Source organism: Paracoccus sediminis (assembly GCF_900188295.1).
Taxonomy (GTDB): Bacteria; Pseudomonadota; Alphaproteobacteria; order Rhodobacterales; family Rhodobacteraceae; genus Paracoccus; species Paracoccus sediminis.
The window spans coordinates 128,360-144,282 of the sequence record NZ_FZNM01000003.1 but is presented as its reverse complement, the minus strand read 5'-3'; the positions used below and the strand labels follow the sequence as shown (position 1 = coordinate 144,282).

Annotated in this window: 17 protein-coding genes; 6 read left to right on the top strand and 11 right to left on the bottom strand. The window is 66.4% G+C overall.

The annotated features are described in order from the left end of the window. Positions 1 to 14: 14 nt before the first annotated feature. Genes CHB77_RS06130 through CHB77_RS06120 form a run of 3 tightly spaced genes read left to right on the top strand, consistent with a single transcriptional unit; the run spans position 15 to position 2,504 of the window. Positions 15 to 854 (top strand): peptidylprolyl isomerase, encoded by an 840-nt coding sequence (locus CHB77_RS06130; protein ID WP_089387309.1) that lies wholly within the window; start codon positions 15 to 17, stop codon positions 852 to 854. Between the two features lies 1 nt (position 855). Beyond that, positions 856 to 2,109: a bifunctional glutamate N-acetyltransferase/amino-acid acetyltransferase ArgJ gene (gene argJ, locus CHB77_RS06125; protein ID WP_089387308.1), complete on the top strand. Its 1,254-nt coding sequence runs from the start codon at positions 856 to 858 to the stop codon at positions 2,107 to 2,109. Continuing rightward, positions 2,106 to 2,504: a (deoxy)nucleoside triphosphate pyrophosphohydrolase gene (locus tag CHB77_RS06120; RefSeq protein ID WP_089387307.1), complete on the top strand. Its 399-nt coding sequence runs from the start codon at positions 2,106 to 2,108 to the stop codon at positions 2,502 to 2,504. The genes argJ and CHB77_RS06120 overlap by 4 nt, the downstream gene beginning before the upstream one ends. A gap of 330 nt (positions 2,505 to 2,834) precedes the next feature. On the opposite strand, the gene infB is transcribed toward CHB77_RS06120, so the two are convergent. The 6 genes from infB to pip all read right to left on the bottom strand — a co-directional run bounded on the left by infB (position 2,835) and on the right by pip (position 10,558). Next, positions 2,835 to 5,417: a translation initiation factor IF-2 gene (gene infB, locus CHB77_RS06110; protein ID WP_089387593.1), complete on the bottom strand. Its 2,583-nt coding sequence runs from the start codon at positions 5,415 to 5,417 to the stop codon at positions 2,835 to 2,837. Between the two features lie 8 nt (positions 5,418 to 5,425). Continuing rightward, complete coding sequence (locus tag CHB77_RS06105; RefSeq protein WP_089387305.1) at positions 5,426 to 6,046, bottom strand: RNA-binding protein; 621 nt, start codon at positions 6,044 to 6,046, stop codon at positions 5,426 to 5,428. 18 nt (positions 6,047 to 6,064) lie between these two features. Then, positions 6,065 to 7,681 carry a transcription termination factor NusA gene (nusA, locus tag CHB77_RS06100; RefSeq protein ID WP_089387304.1) on the bottom strand — a complete coding sequence of 539 codons (1,617 nt, stop codon included), beginning with the start codon at positions 7,679 to 7,681 and terminating at the stop codon, positions 6,065 to 6,067. 3 nt (positions 7,682 to 7,684) lie between these two features. Next, entirely contained in the window at positions 7,685 to 8,311 is a 627-nt protein-coding gene (gene rimP / locus CHB77_RS06095; protein ID WP_089387303.1) for a ribosome maturation factor RimP, read from the bottom strand. A 129-nt stretch (positions 8,312 to 8,440) separates the two neighbouring features. Continuing rightward, entirely contained in the window at positions 8,441 to 9,520 is a 1,080-nt protein-coding gene (locus CHB77_RS06090; protein ID WP_089387302.1) for a glycosyltransferase 61 family protein, read from the bottom strand. Positions 9,521 to 9,580: 60 nt separating this feature from the next. Then, positions 9,581 to 10,558, bottom strand: coding sequence for a prolyl aminopeptidase (gene pip, locus CHB77_RS06085; protein WP_089387301.1), 978 nt, complete (start codon positions 10,556 to 10,558; stop codon positions 9,581 to 9,583). Between the two features lie 47 nt (positions 10,559 to 10,605). Between pip and ubiG the strand changes: the two genes are divergently transcribed. Continuing rightward, a complete protein-coding gene (gene ubiG, locus CHB77_RS06080) occupies positions 10,606 to 11,352 on the top strand; it encodes a bifunctional 2-polyprenyl-6-hydroxyphenol methylase/3-demethylubiquinol 3-O-methyltransferase UbiG (protein ID WP_089387300.1) in 747 nt (248 codons plus the stop codon). Here ubiG and CHB77_RS06075 read toward each other — a convergent pair. The 3 genes from CHB77_RS06075 to CHB77_RS06065 form a co-directional block, all read right to left on the bottom strand. Further along, on the bottom strand, positions 11,349 to 11,822 hold the full coding sequence (locus tag CHB77_RS06075) for a MarR family winged helix-turn-helix transcriptional regulator (protein ID WP_089387299.1): 474 nt from the start codon (positions 11,820 to 11,822) through the stop codon (positions 11,349 to 11,351). The two genes, ubiG and CHB77_RS06075, sit on opposite strands and share 4 nt — an antisense overlap. Positions 11,823 to 11,936: 114 nt before the next feature. Beyond that, on the bottom strand, positions 11,937 to 12,209 hold the full coding sequence (gene grxC / locus CHB77_RS06070; RefSeq protein ID WP_089387298.1) for a glutaredoxin 3: 273 nt from the start codon (positions 12,207 to 12,209) through the stop codon (positions 11,937 to 11,939). A gap of 29 nt (positions 12,210 to 12,238) precedes the next feature. Beyond that, entirely contained in the window at positions 12,239 to 13,009 is a 771-nt protein-coding gene (locus CHB77_RS06065; RefSeq protein ID WP_242626545.1) for a double zinc ribbon domain-containing protein, read from the bottom strand. Between CHB77_RS06065 and CHB77_RS06060 the strand changes: the two genes are divergently transcribed. Together CHB77_RS06060 and hemH are read left to right on the top strand one after the other, a co-directional pair. Continuing rightward, a complete protein-coding gene (locus CHB77_RS06060; protein WP_089387296.1) occupies positions 13,008 to 13,847 on the top strand; it encodes a methyltransferase domain-containing protein in 840 nt (279 codons plus the stop codon). The genes CHB77_RS06065 and CHB77_RS06060 overlap by 2 nt on opposite strands. Beyond that, entirely contained in the window at positions 13,844 to 14,971 is a 1,128-nt protein-coding gene (gene hemH / locus CHB77_RS06055; RefSeq protein WP_089387295.1) for a ferrochelatase, read from the top strand. The genes CHB77_RS06060 and hemH overlap by 4 nt, the downstream gene beginning before the upstream one ends. On the opposite strand, the gene CHB77_RS06050 is transcribed toward hemH, so the two are convergent. After that, positions 14,891 to 15,169 carry a hypothetical protein gene (locus CHB77_RS06050; protein WP_089387294.1) on the bottom strand — a complete coding sequence of 93 codons (279 nt, stop codon included), beginning with the start codon at positions 15,167 to 15,169 and terminating at the stop codon, positions 14,891 to 14,893. The genes hemH and CHB77_RS06050 overlap by 81 nt on opposite strands. Positions 15,170 to 15,192: 23 nt before the next feature. Next, on the bottom strand, positions 15,193 to 15,855 hold the full coding sequence (locus tag CHB77_RS06045) for a L,D-transpeptidase (protein WP_423212880.1): 663 nt from the start codon (positions 15,853 to 15,855) through the stop codon (positions 15,193 to 15,195). Positions 15,856 to 15,923: the final 68 nt, after the last annotated feature.

The following is a 15,923-nucleotide window of genomic DNA, read 5'->3' as shown; positions in this document are numbered from 1 at the left end:
CGAAGGAAATTCCCATGCTCAAGTCGTCGATCCTGGCCACCCTTCTGGCCACGGCCCTGCCGCTTGCGGCCCTTGCCCAGGACAAGGGGGCCGATACGGTCGTAGCCACTGTCAACGATACGCCCATCACCCTGGGCGAGATGATCGTGATGAAACAGGCCGCGTCCCAGGATCCGCAGATGGCGGAACTGCCCGACCCGGCGCTGTACGAAATGATGCTGGATCAGCTGATCCAGCAGACTGCGGTGGCCGAGGCGGGCACGCAGAACGCGGGCGTGCGCGCGCAGCTGGAAATCCAGCGTCGCAACACGCTGGCCGCCTCGGCCATTGCCGAGGTTGCCGGAACCGAGCCGACGGATGCCGAAATCCAGGCTGGCTATGACAAGCTGTTTGCCGCCGCAGCGCCTGCGACCGAATATTCCGCCGCGCATATCCTGGTCGATTCCCAGGAAAAGGCCGCCGCCATCAAGGCCGAACTGGACGGGGGCGCCGATTTCGGGACGCTGGCCGAACAGAATTCGACCGGACCGAGCGGGCCGAACAAGGGCGACCTAGGCTGGTTTTCCGCAGACCAGATGGTCAAGCCTTTTGCCGATGCCGTGGCGGCCATGGAAAAGGGCCAGATTTCGGATCCGGTGCAGACCGAATTCGGCTGGCATGTCATCAAGCTGAACGATACCCGGATGCGCGAGGCCCCCAAGCTGGACGAGGTGCGTGACCAGGTGGCCCAGATGGTGCTGCGCGACAAGGTCCAGGCCGAAATCCAGCGACTGACCGATGCCGCGACGGTTGAAAAGGTCGAAGGCATCGACCCGGCGTTGTTGAACAACACCGACCTGCTGGAGAACGAGTGACATGGGCAAGGCCGGTCTGCCCGTTTCCCCCCTGGCGCCCGCCGGCTTTCCCGATCTGCCCGTCATTGACGGCATCGAATTCGCAAGCGGCGCCGCAGGGGTGAAATACCAGGGCCGGACCGACGTGACGCTGATCCGCGTCGCGCCGGGATCGACGCTGGCGGGCGCCTTTACCACATCATCAACCCGTGCAGCCTGCATTCTGGACAATCAGGCCAAGCTGGCGGCGGGGGGCGATGCGCCCGACGGCGCGGCGATCATCGTCAACTCGGGCAACGCCAACGCCTTTACCGGCGCGCGGGGTCAGGAATCGGTGGACGCGGTGACGGGCGCGGTGGCGCAGGCGACGGGCGTTCCGGCCGGCCGGGTGTTCTCCTCCTCGACCGGGGTGATCGGGGAACCGCTGCCCCACGACCGGATCATTGCCATCGTCGGCGGCCTGGCGGCATCGCTGGACGCAAGCGGCATCGCCGAGGCGGCCCGCGCCATCATGACGACCGACACCTTTCCCAAGGGCGCATCCGCCACGGTCGCGGGCGAGGGCGGCGATATCCGCATCGCCGGCATCGCCAAAGGGTCCGGCATGATCGCGCCCGACATGGCGACGATGCTGGTCTATGTCTTTACTGACGCGACGATCGCCGCGCCATTGTTGCAGCGGGCCTTGTCGTCGGGGTTGGGGTCAACCTTCAACGCCATCACCGTGGACAGCGACACCTCGACATCCGACGCCCTGATCCTGGCGGCGACCGGGCGCAGCGCGGCCGCCCCGATCACCTCGCTGGACAGCGGCGCGGGCGCGGCCTTTGTCACGGCGCTGCACGGCGTCATGCGCGATCTGGCGCAACTGGTCGTGCGCGACGGCGAGGGCGCGACGAAGTTCGTCGAGGTGCGGGTGACGGGCGCCGCGTCCGATGCCGATGCGCACCGGGTCGCCATGGCCATCGCCAATTCGCCCCTGGTCAAGACCGCCATCGCCGGAGAGGATGCGAACTGGGGCCGCATCGTCGCCGCCGTCGGCAAATCCGGCGCCCAGGCCGACCGCGACCGCCTGACGATCCGGTTCGGCGACCTGGTGCTGGCCGAAAACGGCTGGCGATCCCCCGATTACGACGAGGCCGCAGCAAGCGCCTATATGAAGCGGCAGGATCTGCTGATTGCCGTCGACCTGGGGCTGGGGCAGGGGACGCGGACCGTGTGGACCTGCGACCTGACGCACGGCTATATCGACATCAACGCCGACTATCGTTCGTGAGGACCATTCTTGTCGCCGCGGTGGCGCTGATCGATGCCGACGGACGCGTTCTTCTGGCGCAGCGCCCGGAAGGCAAGGCGATGGCAGGCCTGTGGGAATTCCCCGGCGGCAAGGTCGAGCCGGACGAGACCCCCGAAGCCGCCCTGATCCGGGAACTGCACGAGGAACTGGGCATCGACACCTGGTCGTCCTGCCTTGCGCCGCTGACCTTTGCCAGTCATGGCTATGACGACTTTCACCTGTTGATGCCGGTCTTTGCCTGCCGCCGCTGGAACGGCATCGCGCATCCGCGCGAAGGACAGCGGCTGGCCTGGGTGCGCGCGGCCGATTTGCGCAATTACCCCATGCCGCCCGCGGATATTCCCCTGATTCCGATGATGCAAATGTGGCTTTGATGTCGCAACTTGCGATTTGGTTCCACAGACTGCCCACAAAATGTCGTAGATCGCCGCATCGTTAGTTCTTTGCTAACCATTTCATGACAAGTTTGTCCGGAGGGAACAGGAGGGCTTGACATGATTCGCACGATTGCCGTGGGCAGCCACATTCTCATCCAGGGGCTTTTCGAATGTCTGGCCCCCAACGGGAACATGGTCGTCCGCATCGGGACGCGCACATTCGAAGGTAGGCCGGTTACACGCTGATCCAATTGAATGCACCACGACAAACGCGAAAGGGGCGGCCCCATGGCCGCCCCTTTTTCGTGGACTGGACCGAACGCAGCCTTACAGGGTGCGTTCGACCTCCTCGCGTTCAAAGATTTCGATGACGTCGCCCTGGCGGATGTCGTCGTAATTTTCGAACGCCATGCCGCATTCCTGGCCCGAGATGACTTCCTTGACCTCGTCCTTGAAGCGTTTCAGCGTCTTCAACGTACCTTCGTGGATGACCACGTTGTCGCGCAACAGGCGCACACCCGCCGAACGGCGCGCCAGGCCTTCGGTGACAAGGCAGCCCGCGACCTTGCCGACACCCGTGACCTTGAAGACCTCTCGGATCTGGGCATAGCCGATGAAGTTCTCGCGCACTTCATTGGACAGCAGACCCGAAGCCGCCGCCTTGATGTCGTCCACCAGATCGTAGATGATCGAGTAATAGCGGATCTCGACCCCCTTCTGGTTGGCCGAATTGCGGGCCGGGGCATTGGCGCGGACGTTGAAGCCAATGACCGGTGCACCGCTGGCCTCGGCCAGACCGACGTCCGATTCGGTGATCGCACCCACGCCGTAATGCAGGACACGGACCCGCACCTCGTCGTTGCCGATTTTTTCCAAAGCCTGGACGATGGCTTCCGCGGAACCCTGCACGTCGGCCTTCACGACCACCGACAGTTCCGAAACGCTTTCGTCGGCCTTGGCCTTGGCCATCATCTGTTCCAGCGTGGTCGCGGCCCCGGCGGCGGCGCGCTTGTCCTTGGCGGCCTGGCTGCGATAATCGGCGATCTCGCGGGCCTGCGCCTCGGTTTCGACCACGTTCAGCACGTCGCCCGCGGCGGGCGTGCCGTCCAGGCCCAAGACCTCGACCGGAACCGACGGCCCGGCCTCGTCGACGCGCTCGCCCTTGTCGTTGATGAGCGCGCGGACCTTGCCCCATTGTTCGCCGACAACGAAGATGTCGCCGCGCCGCAAGGTGCCGTTCTGCACCAGAACGGTGGCGACCGGGCCGCGGCCCACGTCCAGTTGCGCCTCGATCACGGCGCCTTGCGCGGCACGGTCCGGGTTGGCGCGCAGCTCCAGGATCTCGGCCTGAAGCGCAATGGCTTCCAGCAGTTCGTCCAGGCCTTGGCCGGTCTTGGCCGACACCTCGACATCCTGCACGTCGCCCGACATCTGTTCGACCACGACCTCGTGCTGCAACAGGGCGGTGCGGACCTTTTGCGGATCGGCCGCCGGCTTGTCGATCTTGTTGATCGCCACGATCATCGGCACATTCGCGGCCTTGGCATGGTTGATCGCCTCGACCGTTTGCGGCATCACCGCATCGTCCGCGGCGACGACCAGGACCACGATGTCCGTGACCTGCGCGCCCCGCGCCCGCATCGAGGTGAAGGCCGCATGGCCCGGCGTGTCCAGGAAGGACAGCACCGCGCCCGATTCGGTCGTGACCTGATAGGCGCCGATGTGCTGGGTGATCCCACCCGCCTCGCCAGACACGACATTGGCCTTGCGGATCGCATCCAGAAGCGAGGTCTTGCCATGGTCCACATGGCCCATGATCGTGACGATCGGGGGGCGCGGCTGCAAATCCTCGTCCTTGTCGCGAACGGTGTCGATGACCTGTTCCACGTCCGAATCCGACACGCGGACCGCCTTGTGGCCGAATTCCTCGATCACCAGTTCGGCGGTGTCGGCGTCGATCGGCTGGTTCATGGACACCATCATGCCCATCTTCATCAGCGACTTGACCACATCGGCCGCGCGTTCGGCCATGCGGTTGGCCAGTTCGGACACCACGATGGTTTCCGGCAACTGCACGTCGCGCACCTGCTTTTCGGCGCGCACGTTGCCCATGGCCTTTTGCCGGGCGCGATCCTGCTTGCGCTTCATCGCGGCCATCGACCGCTGGCGACCGCCTTCGCCGTCCAGGGCCTGGTTCAGGGACAGGCGGCCGGTGCGGCGGCTGTCCTCGGCCTTGGCCTTGGCCTTGGCGTCGCTGTCGCCGCCGCTGTCGCGGCGGTCGCGGTCGGTGCGGCGCGGTCCCGTGGCAATGCCCGGCTTTTCGGCGCGCGATGCCGCGGCCTCGATGGCAGCGCGGTCGGGCGCGGCGGGGCGGGCGCCGGCAGGGCGGGCGGCAGTAGCGGTGGCCGCGCGGGCCGGACGTTCCACGGCCTTGGGTTCTTCCTTGGCCTTGGCACGCTCCTCGGCCTCGCGGACGCGGCGTTCTTCTTCTTCGGCCTTGAGGCGGAGGGCTTCTTCGCGCTCGCGTTCCTCGCGCTCCTTGGCCTCGATCTCGGCGCGGCGGCGTTCGCGTTCCTCCTCGCGGGCCTTTTCCTCGGCCAGACGGTTGGCGGCGTCCTCGACTTCGCGGGACTTGGCGGCGGCAAGCGCCTTGAGCCTGCGCTCCATCTCGGCGTCGGAAATACCTGCGGGACGCTTGGACGGATCGCCCGCCATGCGCGCGGTCAGCGGGTTCTTTTCCTTCTGGGCCTCGGTCATCTGCGTAGCGCCTGGCTTGGGCACCACAACGCGCTTGCGCTTGGTTTCCACGACGACGCTTTTGGTGCGGCCGTGGCTGAAGCTTTGCTTGACCTGACCCGAACGGCCGCTGCCGCCGAACCCCAGGGTCGATTTTCCGTCTTTGTCGCTCATCTGCGTCTTCATTCCTTCCCGGCCGCCGTATTGCTGCCGTCATGCCCGCGCAGACCCGTCAGTCTGCCGGCTTCCAAGATCACCTTGTCCGTCAGCCCACCCGCCGCAAGCGCGCCGTGTATGACATGATCGCGCCCGAAGGACAAACCTAATTCTGATGCGGTCAGGCAGCCGAACCAGCGTCCGCCCGTGGGCGTCCACAGCTTTCCCTTGCCCCGATCCGACCCGTCGCTGGCCTGCAACAGCACCTTGGCGCGGCCTTCGGCCAGCCAGCCTTTCACCTTTTCGAACCCGGCCACCGCGCGGCCCGACTTGCGCGCCAGCGACACCAGTTCGACCAGCCGCCGGGCCACGCCCGCCTCGACCAGATCGGCCAGACCCTCGGGGGCCTTGACCGGCGCCTTGGCGGCGCGGGAAAACAGCCCCTTGGCCGCCGCCCTGTCGATGATCGCCCGATCCGCGCTGACCCATATCCCCCGTCCGGGCAGCTTTTCCGCCAGATCCGGGACGACCATGCCATCCGGCGCGGCCACGAAACGGATCAGCCCAGCCTTGGGCTGGACCTCTCCGGTGACGATGCAGCGCCGTTCGGGCTGCTCGTTATCCTTGATGCGACCACCGCGGCTCAAGCGGGCAAATCCGGGGCATCACGCCCCGGCCTCCTCGGTCGCGTCGTCACCGTCGTCGTCGGCGGGGCCGTCCAGTTCGGCCGGATCGACCCAGCCCAGCATCACACGGGCGGTCATCACCATGGTCTGCGCTTCCTCCAGCGACACCTCGAACGGCTCCAGCAGGCCTTCGTCCTTGACGCGCTGGCCATTCACCGTGGTCCAGCCGCCGGCCAGTTCCCAGTCGGCGCAGGTGGCAAAGTCCTCCAGCGTCTTCACGCCGTCCTTGGCCAGTGCCTCCACCATCTGGGGGGTCAGCCCTTCGAATTCAATAAGGCTGTCCTCGGCACCCAAGGCGCGGGCGTTCTCAAGCGCCGCCTTGGACTTGGCCTCCAGAACGTCGCGGGCACGCGCCTGCAATTCGGCGGCGGTGCCTTCGTCCACGCCGTCAATGGACAACAGTTCGTCCAGATCGACATAGGCGACCTCCTCGAGGTCGGTAAAGCCTTCGGCCACCAGAAGCTGCGCGAAGAATTCGTCCAGATCCAGGGCCTCCATGAACAGCGCGGTGCGGGCGTTGAATTCGGCCTGGCGACGCTTGGATTCCTCCTCCTCGGTCAGGATGTCGATGTCCATGCCGGTCAACTGGCTGGCAAGACGGACGTTCTGGCCGCGGCGGCCGATGGCCAGCGACAGTTGTTCGTCAGGGACCACGACCTCGATCTTGTTGGCTTCCTCGTCGAAGACGACCTTGCTGACCTCGGCCGGTTGCAGGGCGTTGACCAGGAAGGTGGCCTGATCCTCGTTCCAGGGGATGATGTCGATCTTTTCGCCCTGTAATTCGCCCACGACGGCCTGCACGCGGGAACCGCGCATCCCCACGCAGGCGCCCACGGGGTCGATGCTGTTGTCATAGGAGATCACGGCGATCTTGGCGCGCGAACCGGGGTCGCGGGCCACGGCCTTGATCTCGATGATGCCGTCATAGATTTCGGGCACCTCCATCTTGAACAGTTCGGCCATGAACTGCGGATCGGTGCGCGACAGGAAGATCTGCGGGCCGCGCGTTTCGCGGCGCACGTCCTTGACATAGGCGCGGATGCGGTCGTTCGGGCGATAGCTTTCGCGGCCGATCTTTTCGTTGCGGCGCAGGATCGCCTCGCCCCGGCCGACATCGACGATAATGTTGCCGTATTCCTCGCGCTTGACGACGCCGTTGATGATGGTGCCGGCGCGGTCCCTGAATTCCTCGTACTGGCGGTCGCGTTCGGCCTCGCGGACGCGTTGCAGGATCACCTGCTTGGCCGATTGCGCGGCGATGCGGCCCAGTTCGACGGGCGGCACCTGGTCCACGATCTCGTCGCCGACCTTGGGATCGGGCAGATAGGGGCGGGCCTGCTCGACGGTCAGCTGCGCCTGATAGTTTTCCACCGCGTCGTCCTCGACCACGGTGCGGATGCGGGTGAAGGTGGCGTTGCCGGTCTTGCGGTCGATCTTGACGCGGATGTCCATTTCCGCGCCGTACCGCGACTTGGCCGCACGGGCGAGGCTGTCCTCCATCGCCTCGATGACCAGCTCCGGCTCGATCATCTTTTCGCGCGCGACGGCTTCGGCGGTTTGCAGCAGTTCAAGCTGGTTGGCAGAGGTGATTGCCATCACTCACTCCTTGGCATCGGCGTTCTCGCCGTCGTTGTCTTCGGTTTCGATCTCGTCGAAAGCAGTTTCGTCCAGGTTGTCGATCTGGACGCCGGCTTCCTTTTTCTGGCGCAGCATTTCGCGGATCAGCTCGTCGGTCAGGACCAGCTTGGCGTCCGACAGCCAGTCGAACTGCAAACCGATGGTCTGGACCTCGCCGCCTTCGACGATGTTCAGCAGAACCTCGTCGCCGCCCTCACCCTTCTCGACCCCCGCCAGCACGCCCTTGAAGCGTTTGCGCCCGTCGATGGCTTGGTTGGTTTCCAGCCGCGCCTCGTAACCCTCGAAGGCCGCAAAGTCCTTCATCCGGGTCAGCGGACGGTCGATGCCAGGGCTGCTGACTTCCAGGTGATAGTTGTCCTCGATCGGATCCTCGACATCCAGGGTGGCGCTGACCACCACCGAGATTTCGCCGCAGTCGTCCACGTTGATCCCGCCCTCGGGCCGGTCGGCCATGATCTGCAAGGTCGCGGTCTTGCCGCCTTGCAGGCGGACACGGACCAGTTCGAACCCCAGATCCTCGATCACGGGGGCGATGATCTCGGCCAGACGCCGGTCGATGGCCGTCTTGGCGATCAGATCGTTCGACATGGGATCCCTTCGGATATGGAAAAGGCCCGTCAAGCGGGCCATGCGGAAAGCGCCGGTGGGCAGGGGGTGGAAGCCTGCGCCGCTGTTGAGGTGCTACATAGTCCGCATCGCGGCCCGGCGCAAGATCCCTTACACTGCTTCGCGATTTTCGGACAAGGCCAGCAGCCGATCAATCATCCGCAGCACCTCGTCGGGGTCGATGACAAAGCCGCCTTCGGCCACGGTTCCGATGACGATGCCGCTGCGCATGTCCAGATTCCTGGCCCATTCGTGGGTGGCGATGTAAAAACGGTCGGGCGGCGCCAGCGTCAGCATCCCGCCCCCGTCCCGCAGGGCGTACAGGGCGTGGCGATCCTGGCTGCCTTCGACGGTGATGATGACGGTCGCGTCCAGAAGGGCATGGATGAAATCCTTGCCCCCCTCGGCCTGAACGATCGTGACACCCGCATCGGCCAGGCGTTGTTCCAGTTCGGATGTGTTGACGATCTCTCGCCGAGCGCCGGACGGGCCGCGCTTCAGGAAGACGACCTTGCCCGTTCCCCCGGCCGTGCCCATGCGGGCGCGAAGACGTTGGCGCAGGGACCGGTATCGGTCCGCCTTGCGCGCGCTGAACCCCAGATCGCGGGCGATCCGCAGGGACCGGGTGCGCATGACCATCTGCTGGTTCCAGTCCTGCCCGAACAGGTCAAGATACGGGGCCACGTCCCCCCAGGCGGGCAGGGGCAGGCTGCGCACGCGCGGGTCGCCGCGATACGCCTCGAAGGCCGAAACGTCGTCGCTGAGCCAGTGTCCGAAATAGCGAAGCCCCTGCATCGAATTGACCAGGATGATCTCGTCCTGCACCGGGACGGCCGACAGGGTGTCGCGCAGCCGGCACTCGACCAGATGCGAAAGGCGAAAGCGCCCCGTCCGGGTAAAGATGGTGCCGCCGATGACGGTCGCTTCGCCAAGGTCATAGGTGGTTAGCGGCGCTTCGACATAGGACGTCGCGTTCATGATGTCGATCAGCCGCGGCAGCGTCTTTCCAAAGCCGCATTTCGTCACGCGCGACAGATGATCGGGATCGAACAGGGCGGGACGGCAAACGACGGTTCGGGATTCGCTTTCGGGAACGGGCTGGGGATAGCCCCGATAAACGACGGGCCTTTTCAGGGTATTCCTGACGGAATCGAGCTGCTGGGAAAGCCAAAGCTGCGTCGGATGAAACATGAAAAACTGGAATGTTGCCTGTCGTTCAGGTGCGACGCTAGAACTTTGGACAGGCCCTGTCTATGCCCGATCCTCATCCCGCCAGGCATCCATCACGCGGACCAGTTCCGCTGAAATCCGCGGTTCCGACAGCGCATGGCCCGACGCCGGGATCAGGCGCAGGTCGCAGCCGTCCCACCCCTGGGCCAGACGCCAGGCGGACAAAGGCGGGCAGACCATGTCATAGCGGCCCTGCACGATCACGGCGGGCAGGTGTTCGATGCGGTGGCGGTCGCGCAGCAACTGGCCCTCGTCCAGAAAGCAGCGGTGGGTGAAATAGTGGTTTTCCAGCCGGGCAAAGGCGCGGGCGTAATCGGGCGGGGCATGGCTGAGGGCCGACGACTGCAACCCCGCCAGCGCGTTTTCCCACATCAGCCACGGCTGGGCGAACCGGCCCTCGCGGCCCAGATCGCCGGAAAACAGCCGCTTGTGATAGGCGGCGATCAGGTTGCCGTGTTCCGATTCCGGGATCGGATCGCGGAACCGCGCCCACAGGTCGGGAAAGAACCGTCCCGCGCCGCCGCCATAGAACCAGTCCAGTTCCGCCTGCGTGGCCAGGAACACCCCGCGCAGAACCAGCCCCGTCACCCGGCCCGGATGCGCCTGCGCATAGGCCAGGGCCAGCGTCGCCCCCCAGCTGCCGCCGAACAGCAGCACCGATTCCAGGCCCAGCGACCGGCGGATCACCTCGATGTCGGCGATCAGGTGGGGGGTCGTGTTGGCATGGACCGACGCCTGGGGGCGCGACCGTCCGCAGCCCCGCTGGTCGAACAGGATCGCGCGGTAATGGGCGGGATCGAAGAACCGTCGCATGAAGGGGCTGCATCCCCCGCCCGGCCCGCCATGCAGGACCATCACGGGGCGCCCTTCGGGATTGCCGCTTTCCTCGACATGGATCTGGTGGCCGTCGCCCACGTCCAGCATGTGCCGGGCAAAGGGTTCGGCGGCCGCGTGAAGGCGGCCATGGGTTGCGGCGATTTGTCCTGCCAATCGGTCCATCGGGCCAGTATAAGCGCAGATGGAACCGCCCGCCAGAAGGACAAGCCATGACCGGCCCCACCACCAGCATCGACCCCGCCGAGATCGCCAAGTTCGAATCGATGGCGGCCGAATGGTGGGATCCCAGGGGCAAGTTCCGGCCCCTGCATCTGATGAATCCGGTGCGGCTGGACTACATCGCCACGCAGGTCGCCGCCGAATTCGGCCGCGACCGCCGCGACCTGCGGCCCTTCGGAGGGTTGCGGGTGCTGGACATCGGCTGCGGCGGCGGGCTGGTCGCCGAACCCATGGCCCGGCTGGGGGCCGAGGTCATGGGCGCCGATGCGGCCGAAGGCAACATTGCCGTCGCGCGCGTCCATGCCGCGCAGCAGGGGCTGGCCATCGATTACCGCGCCACCACGGCCGAGTCCCTGGCGGCCGAAGGGCAGCGGTTCGATGTGGTCCTGGCGCTGGAAATCGTCGAACATGTGGCCGATCCGGCGGCTTTCGTGGCGACCTGCGGCGATCTGGTGCGGCCGGGCGGGCTGGTGATCCTGTCCACGCTGAACCGCACCGCCAAAAGCTTTGGCGCGGCGATCATCGGGGCGGAATGGATAATGCGCTGGCTGCCAAGGGGCACCCATGACTGGAACCGCTTCATCACGCCGGACGAACTGGCTGGAATGGCCATCGCGGCGGGGCTGGAGGTCGAGGATCGCAGCGGCATGGTCTTCAACCCGCTCACCTTCGGCTGGTCGCTGTCGGACCGGGATCTGTCGGTGAATTATGTCCTGACGGCCCGGCGCGGCGGCTAGCCCGCGTTACCCTCCAGCCGGTTGCGCAATTCGCGCAACACAGGCAGGGCGGTGCGCACCTTGTCGGCGCCGATGTCGTCCACCACGCCGGCGATCAGCGGCATGAAGGCGGCGATGGCCGCGTCGCGGGCGGCCCGGCCCGCCGGGCTGATCGACACGAACTTGCGCCGCGCATCGTCCCAGTCCGGCCGGATATGGACATGGCCCGCCCATTCCAGCCGCGACAGGGTGTTGGTCATCGCGCCGCGCGTGACATGGAATGCCTGGGCCAGCTGCGCGGGGGTCCGTTCCTCGTTCACATGGGCCAGCAGGTTCAGGACCGAGAAATGGGAAATCTGCATTCCGCGCGGCAGCGCCTTGCCGATCAGGTTGCGCGACAGCTGTTCCGCGATCAGCACTTCGGCGAAAAGGCTGGCGGCAAGCCGGTCGTTGGCCTGGGGGCGGTCGGTCTTGGTCGCGGATAAGGGCATGGTTCCCCAAGGGGCGGAAGATGAAGGCAGGGCAGGGCGAAGCCGGAACCGTGCCCCGGCGTGCCGTCCCGGTCAAGCCCGACCTGCGTCGGACCCTGCGTCAGGGACCGGCCCTCAGGCGGCGGTGCCTGCCAGCAGGGCGTCCAGCTTGCCTTGGCGGTCCAGGTCGAACAGGTCGTCGCAGCCGCCGACATGGCGGTTGCCGATGAAGATCTGCGGCACGGTCCGGCGCCCTCCGGCGCGCTGGATCATCTGCGCGCGGACCGACGGATCGGCGCCCACGTCGATTTCGTCGTATCGGGCGTTCTTGTCGCGCAGCAGACCTTTGGCGCGGATGCAAAAGGGACAGGTGCGGGTGGTATAGATGGTGATGGCAGGCTGGCTCATGCGGTGTTCCTTGTCGGTGGCCTTTCTACCTAGTCATCCCTGACCGCCCTTGCCAGCACCGCGACGAAAATCGGTCCCGACCCTGCTGCCAGCAGCGCATCGGCCGCCGCAGACATCGTGGCCCCCGAGGCCATGACGTCATCGACCAGCAGCACCGGTCGCCCGGCGACGGCCGCCGCCCGCCGCGGATTGACCGCAAGCGCCCCCGCGATGTTGGCAAAGCGGTCGCTGACGCCGCGATGGTCCTGGCCCGGCGTATGGCGCCGCCGCAGCAGCAGGTCGGGCAGGTGCAAGGCCCCGTGCGCCCGCGCCACCCGGCCCGAGATCAGAGCCGCCTGGTTGTAGCGCCGCTTCAACAGACGCCGCAGATGCAGGGGGATCGGCGCCACGACCGTTTCCGGCCGGATCAGCGGGGCGGCCGCGCGCGCCAGCCACGCAGCCAGGGCGGGAGCCAGATCCGGCCGGTCGCCATGCTTCAGCGCCAGCACCAGTCGCCGCCCGGTCCCGGAATAGACCATCGCCGCCCGCCCGCCCTGCCACGGCCGCGCCATGGTCAGGCAGTCGTCGCAACACAGCATCGGGTCGTCGGCGCCGAACCCGTCATCGGGCAGTGGCACCCCGCAGCGGGTGCAGGACGCGCCGCCGACAAATCGCATATCGGGAAAGCAGGCCGGGCACAGCTGGCCGGGACCGTCGCCTTCCGCCGCGACCGGCGCCCCGCAGGCCACGCATTGCGGCGGATACAGCAGGCGCAACGCGCCTTTCATCGCCCCCCGAAGCACCTTATGGTGCATTCCCATGACCAATCCCCCGCCTGACCGCCCCGCCTTGACCGACCGTGCCGCGTTGTTGCGCCAGCGTGCGCGGGCGGAACGCGGGGGCTTTGCCGATGTGCTGCACCGCATCGCCGCCGACGAGATCCACGATAGGCTGTCCGAGGTTAACAGAAGGTTTACCGCCCCGGCCGTGGTGACGGGTTTTCCCGCCTTCTGGGCGCCGGAATTCCCCCAGGCCCGCATCGTCTCCGACGAATCCGTGCTGGATCTCGAAGCCGGCGCGCATGACCTGGTGATCCACGCCATGGCCCTGCATTGGGCCGACGATCCGGTGGGCCAGATCATCCAGGGCGCGCGCGCCCTGCGCCCGGACGGGCTGTTCATTGCCGTCTGCCCCGGTGGCCAGAGCCTGCACGAATTGCGCGCCGCCCTGGCCCAGGCCGAAGCCGAGGCGACGGGAGGCCTGTCCCCCCGCGTCCTGCCGATGGGCGAGATCCGCGACATGGGCGCGCTGCTGGGACGCGCGGGACTGGCGCTGCCCGTGGCCGACCTGATGCCGCAAAAGGCCAGCTATCGCGACCTGTTCCATCTGGCCCGCGACCTGCGCGCCATGGGCGAGGGCAATGCCATGGCGGCCCGGCTGCGCCGCCCCACGGGGCGCGGGGTTCTGGCCCGTGCCGCCGCGATCATGGCCGACCATTATCCCGACCGCGACAATCCGTCCCGTATATCCGTGACCTTCGATCTGGTCTTTCTGACCGGCTGGTCGCCGTCGGACACGCAGCCCAAGCCGCTGCGCCCCGGATCGGCCACGACCCGACTTGAAGACGCGCTGAACGAACTCAGGAACAGGAAGACATGAAGCCAGCCCACGCGCCCGCCGACCACCTCGCGATCCCGCCGAAAAAGACCGGGATCCTGATCGCCAACCTGGGCACGCCCGACGGTTATGACTATTGGTCGATGCGGCGTTACCTGAACGAATTCCTGTCCGACCGGCGCGTGATCGATTATCCGGCGTGGAAATGGCAGCCGCTGCTGCAAGGCATCATCCTGACCAAACGGCCCTTCACCTCGGGCAGGAACTACAAGCTGATCTGGAACGAGGAGCGGAACGAAAGCCCGCTGATGACCATCACCCGGTCCCAGGCCGAGGCGCTGCGGGCGCGGGCCACGGCCGAATGGGGCGACAGCGTGATGGTCGATTTCTGCATGAGATACGGCAACCCGTCCACCCAGGACGTCCTGGACCGGATGGTCAAGGCGGGCTGCCAGCGGATCGTGTTTCTGCCGCTTTATCCGCAATACGCTGGCGCGACCTCGGGCACGGCCAACGACCAGTTGTTCCGGGCGCTGATGGCGCAGAAATGGCAACCCGCGGTGCGCACCTGCGAACCCTATTTCGACCGGCCCGACTATATCGCCGCCCTGGCCGCATCGGTGCGGCGCACGCTGGGCGACAGGGTTCCGGCGAAACTGGTCGCCAGCTATCACGGGATGCCGAAACGCTATCTGCTGGAGGGCGATCCCTATCATTGCCAGTGCCAGAAGACCTCGCGCCTGTTGAAGGAGGCGCTGGGCTGGCCCGAGGGCGTGATCGACACGACCTTCCAGTCGGTCTTCGGACCCGAGGAATGGTTGCGCCCCTATACCGTGGAACATGTCGCCGAACTGGCGAAACGGGGGATCACCGACATCGCCGTGATCTCGCCCGCCTTCGCGTCGGACTGCATCGAGACGCTGGAGGAGATCAACGGAGAGATCCGCGAAAGCTTCGAACACGCCGGCGGCAAGGACTTTGCCTATATCCCCTGCCTGAACGACGACCCCGGCCATGTCGACGTGATGCTGAACGTCATTCGCGACACCATGGGCGGCTGGGTGCCGGTCCGGAATGCCGCCCCCTCACAGGATGCCGACCGCGCCTTGCGCCCACAGGACCAGGACCGCCAGGCCGATCGCGCCGGCGATCAGCCGCCGCTGTAAGGTCGGACGGCGGCGGGACAGGCCCTCGTACAGCAGGTTGCCTCCTGCCAGCAGCAGGCCGGCCAGCAGGAAATCGGCCGGTCCCCAAGCCACCTGATCGCTGACGGCCATCCCCAGCACGGGCGCCAGCAACAGCGCCCCGATCGCGCCCCATCGACGGGCGCGCCAGCGTCGGCGGTCGGAATGCGCCGTGTCCATCCTGTCCGCCCGACGGCCCCCTTTTACAGCACCAGAACCTGCGTGCCGACCTTGGTCAGGTCGTACAGTTCCTTGATATGCTCGTTATACAGGCCGATGCAGCCGTTCGACGACTTTCGCCCGATCTTGCGCGTGTCGTGGGTGCCGTGAATGCGATAGTATTGCCAGCTCAGCCACAGCGCATGGGTGCCCATGGGATTGTCGGGGCCGGGCGGCACGAAATCGGGCCATTCCGGGTTGCGGGCCTTCATGGCCGGAGTGGGCGACCAGCTTGGGCCTTCGACCTTCTTGATGATCTCGGTCCGTCCGGTGCGGGTCAGATCCTCGCTGACCGGAATCGACGACGGATACAGGCGATAGGTGCTGCCATCCTCGGACCAGAAATGCACTGCCCGAGAGGTCAGATCGCACAGGACCGCCCCGTTGGTCAGATTTTCGAAATGGGACTGCCAGCTTTGCGCCGAAAAGCTGGAAATGTTGTGGCGCTGATTCGCGTTCGGATCGAATTGCACGGCCCCCGCGTCGGGGGTGGCGCCGGGAACGCCGCCGGGCGCGGCCCCGATGATCGGCTGTCCCGTATAGGGATCGTATTGCTGCGCCCGTGACGGCAGCGCCAGACCGGCTGCGCCCAAGGCTGCGGCCGAGCCCAGAAAGGTCCGGCGGCTGATGGGGGATGATCTGCTCATCATCTTGTCCTTTGAAGGGTGGCCGTTCTTGCTGGACGGCTTTGACCACTGCGCCGTGTGCGGCAGAA

What these genes read in the sequence shown, in the direction of transcription:
- pip (WP_089387301.1), bottom strand. Translation starts at nt 10,558, where the DNA reads ATGGACCGATTGGCAGGACAAATCGCCGCAACCCATGGCCGCCTTCAC.
- argJ (WP_089387308.1), top strand. Translation starts at nt 856, where the DNA reads ATGGGCAAGGCCGGTCTGCCCGTTTCCCCCCTGGCGCCCGCCGGCTTT.
- rimP (WP_089387303.1), bottom strand. Translation starts at nt 8,311, where the DNA reads ATGTCGAACGATCTGATCGCCAAGACGGCCATCGACCGGCGTCTGGCC.
- ubiG (WP_089387300.1), top strand. Translation starts at nt 10,606, where the DNA reads ATGACCGGCCCCACCACCAGCATCGACCCCGCCGAGATCGCCAAGTTC.
- nusA (WP_089387304.1), bottom strand. Translation starts at nt 7,681, where the DNA reads ATGGCAATCACCTCTGCCAACCAGCTTGAACTGCTGCAAACCGCCGAA.
- CHB77_RS06065 (WP_242626545.1), bottom strand. Translation starts at nt 13,009, where the DNA reads ATGGGAATGCACCATAAGGTGCTTCGGGGGGCGATGAAAGGCGCGTTG.
- hemH (WP_089387295.1), top strand. Translation starts at nt 13,844, where the DNA reads ATGAAGCCAGCCCACGCGCCCGCCGACCACCTCGCGATCCCGCCGAAA.
- CHB77_RS06075 (WP_089387299.1), bottom strand. Translation starts at nt 11,822, where the DNA reads ATGCCCTTATCCGCGACCAAGACCGACCGCCCCCAGGCCAACGACCGG.
- CHB77_RS06130 (WP_089387309.1), top strand. Translation starts at nt 15, where the DNA reads ATGCTCAAGTCGTCGATCCTGGCCACCCTTCTGGCCACGGCCCTGCCG.
- CHB77_RS06050 (WP_089387294.1), bottom strand. Translation starts at nt 15,169, where the DNA reads ATGGACACGGCGCATTCCGACCGCCGACGCTGGCGCGCCCGTCGATGG.
- CHB77_RS06090 (WP_089387302.1), bottom strand. Translation starts at nt 9,520, where the DNA reads ATGTTTCATCCGACGCAGCTTTGGCTTTCCCAGCAGCTCGATTCCGTC.
- grxC (WP_089387298.1), bottom strand. Translation starts at nt 12,209, where the DNA reads ATGAGCCAGCCTGCCATCACCATCTATACCACCCGCACCTGTCCCTTT.
- CHB77_RS06045 (WP_423212880.1), bottom strand. Translation starts at nt 15,855, where the DNA reads ATGAGCAGATCATCCCCCATCAGCCGCCGGACCTTTCTGGGCTCGGCC.
- CHB77_RS06060 (WP_089387296.1), top strand. Translation starts at nt 13,008, where the DNA reads ATGACCAATCCCCCGCCTGACCGCCCCGCCTTGACCGACCGTGCCGCG.
- infB (WP_089387593.1), bottom strand. Translation starts at nt 5,417, where the DNA reads ATGAGCGACAAAGACGGAAAATCGACCCTGGGGTTCGGCGGCAGCGGC.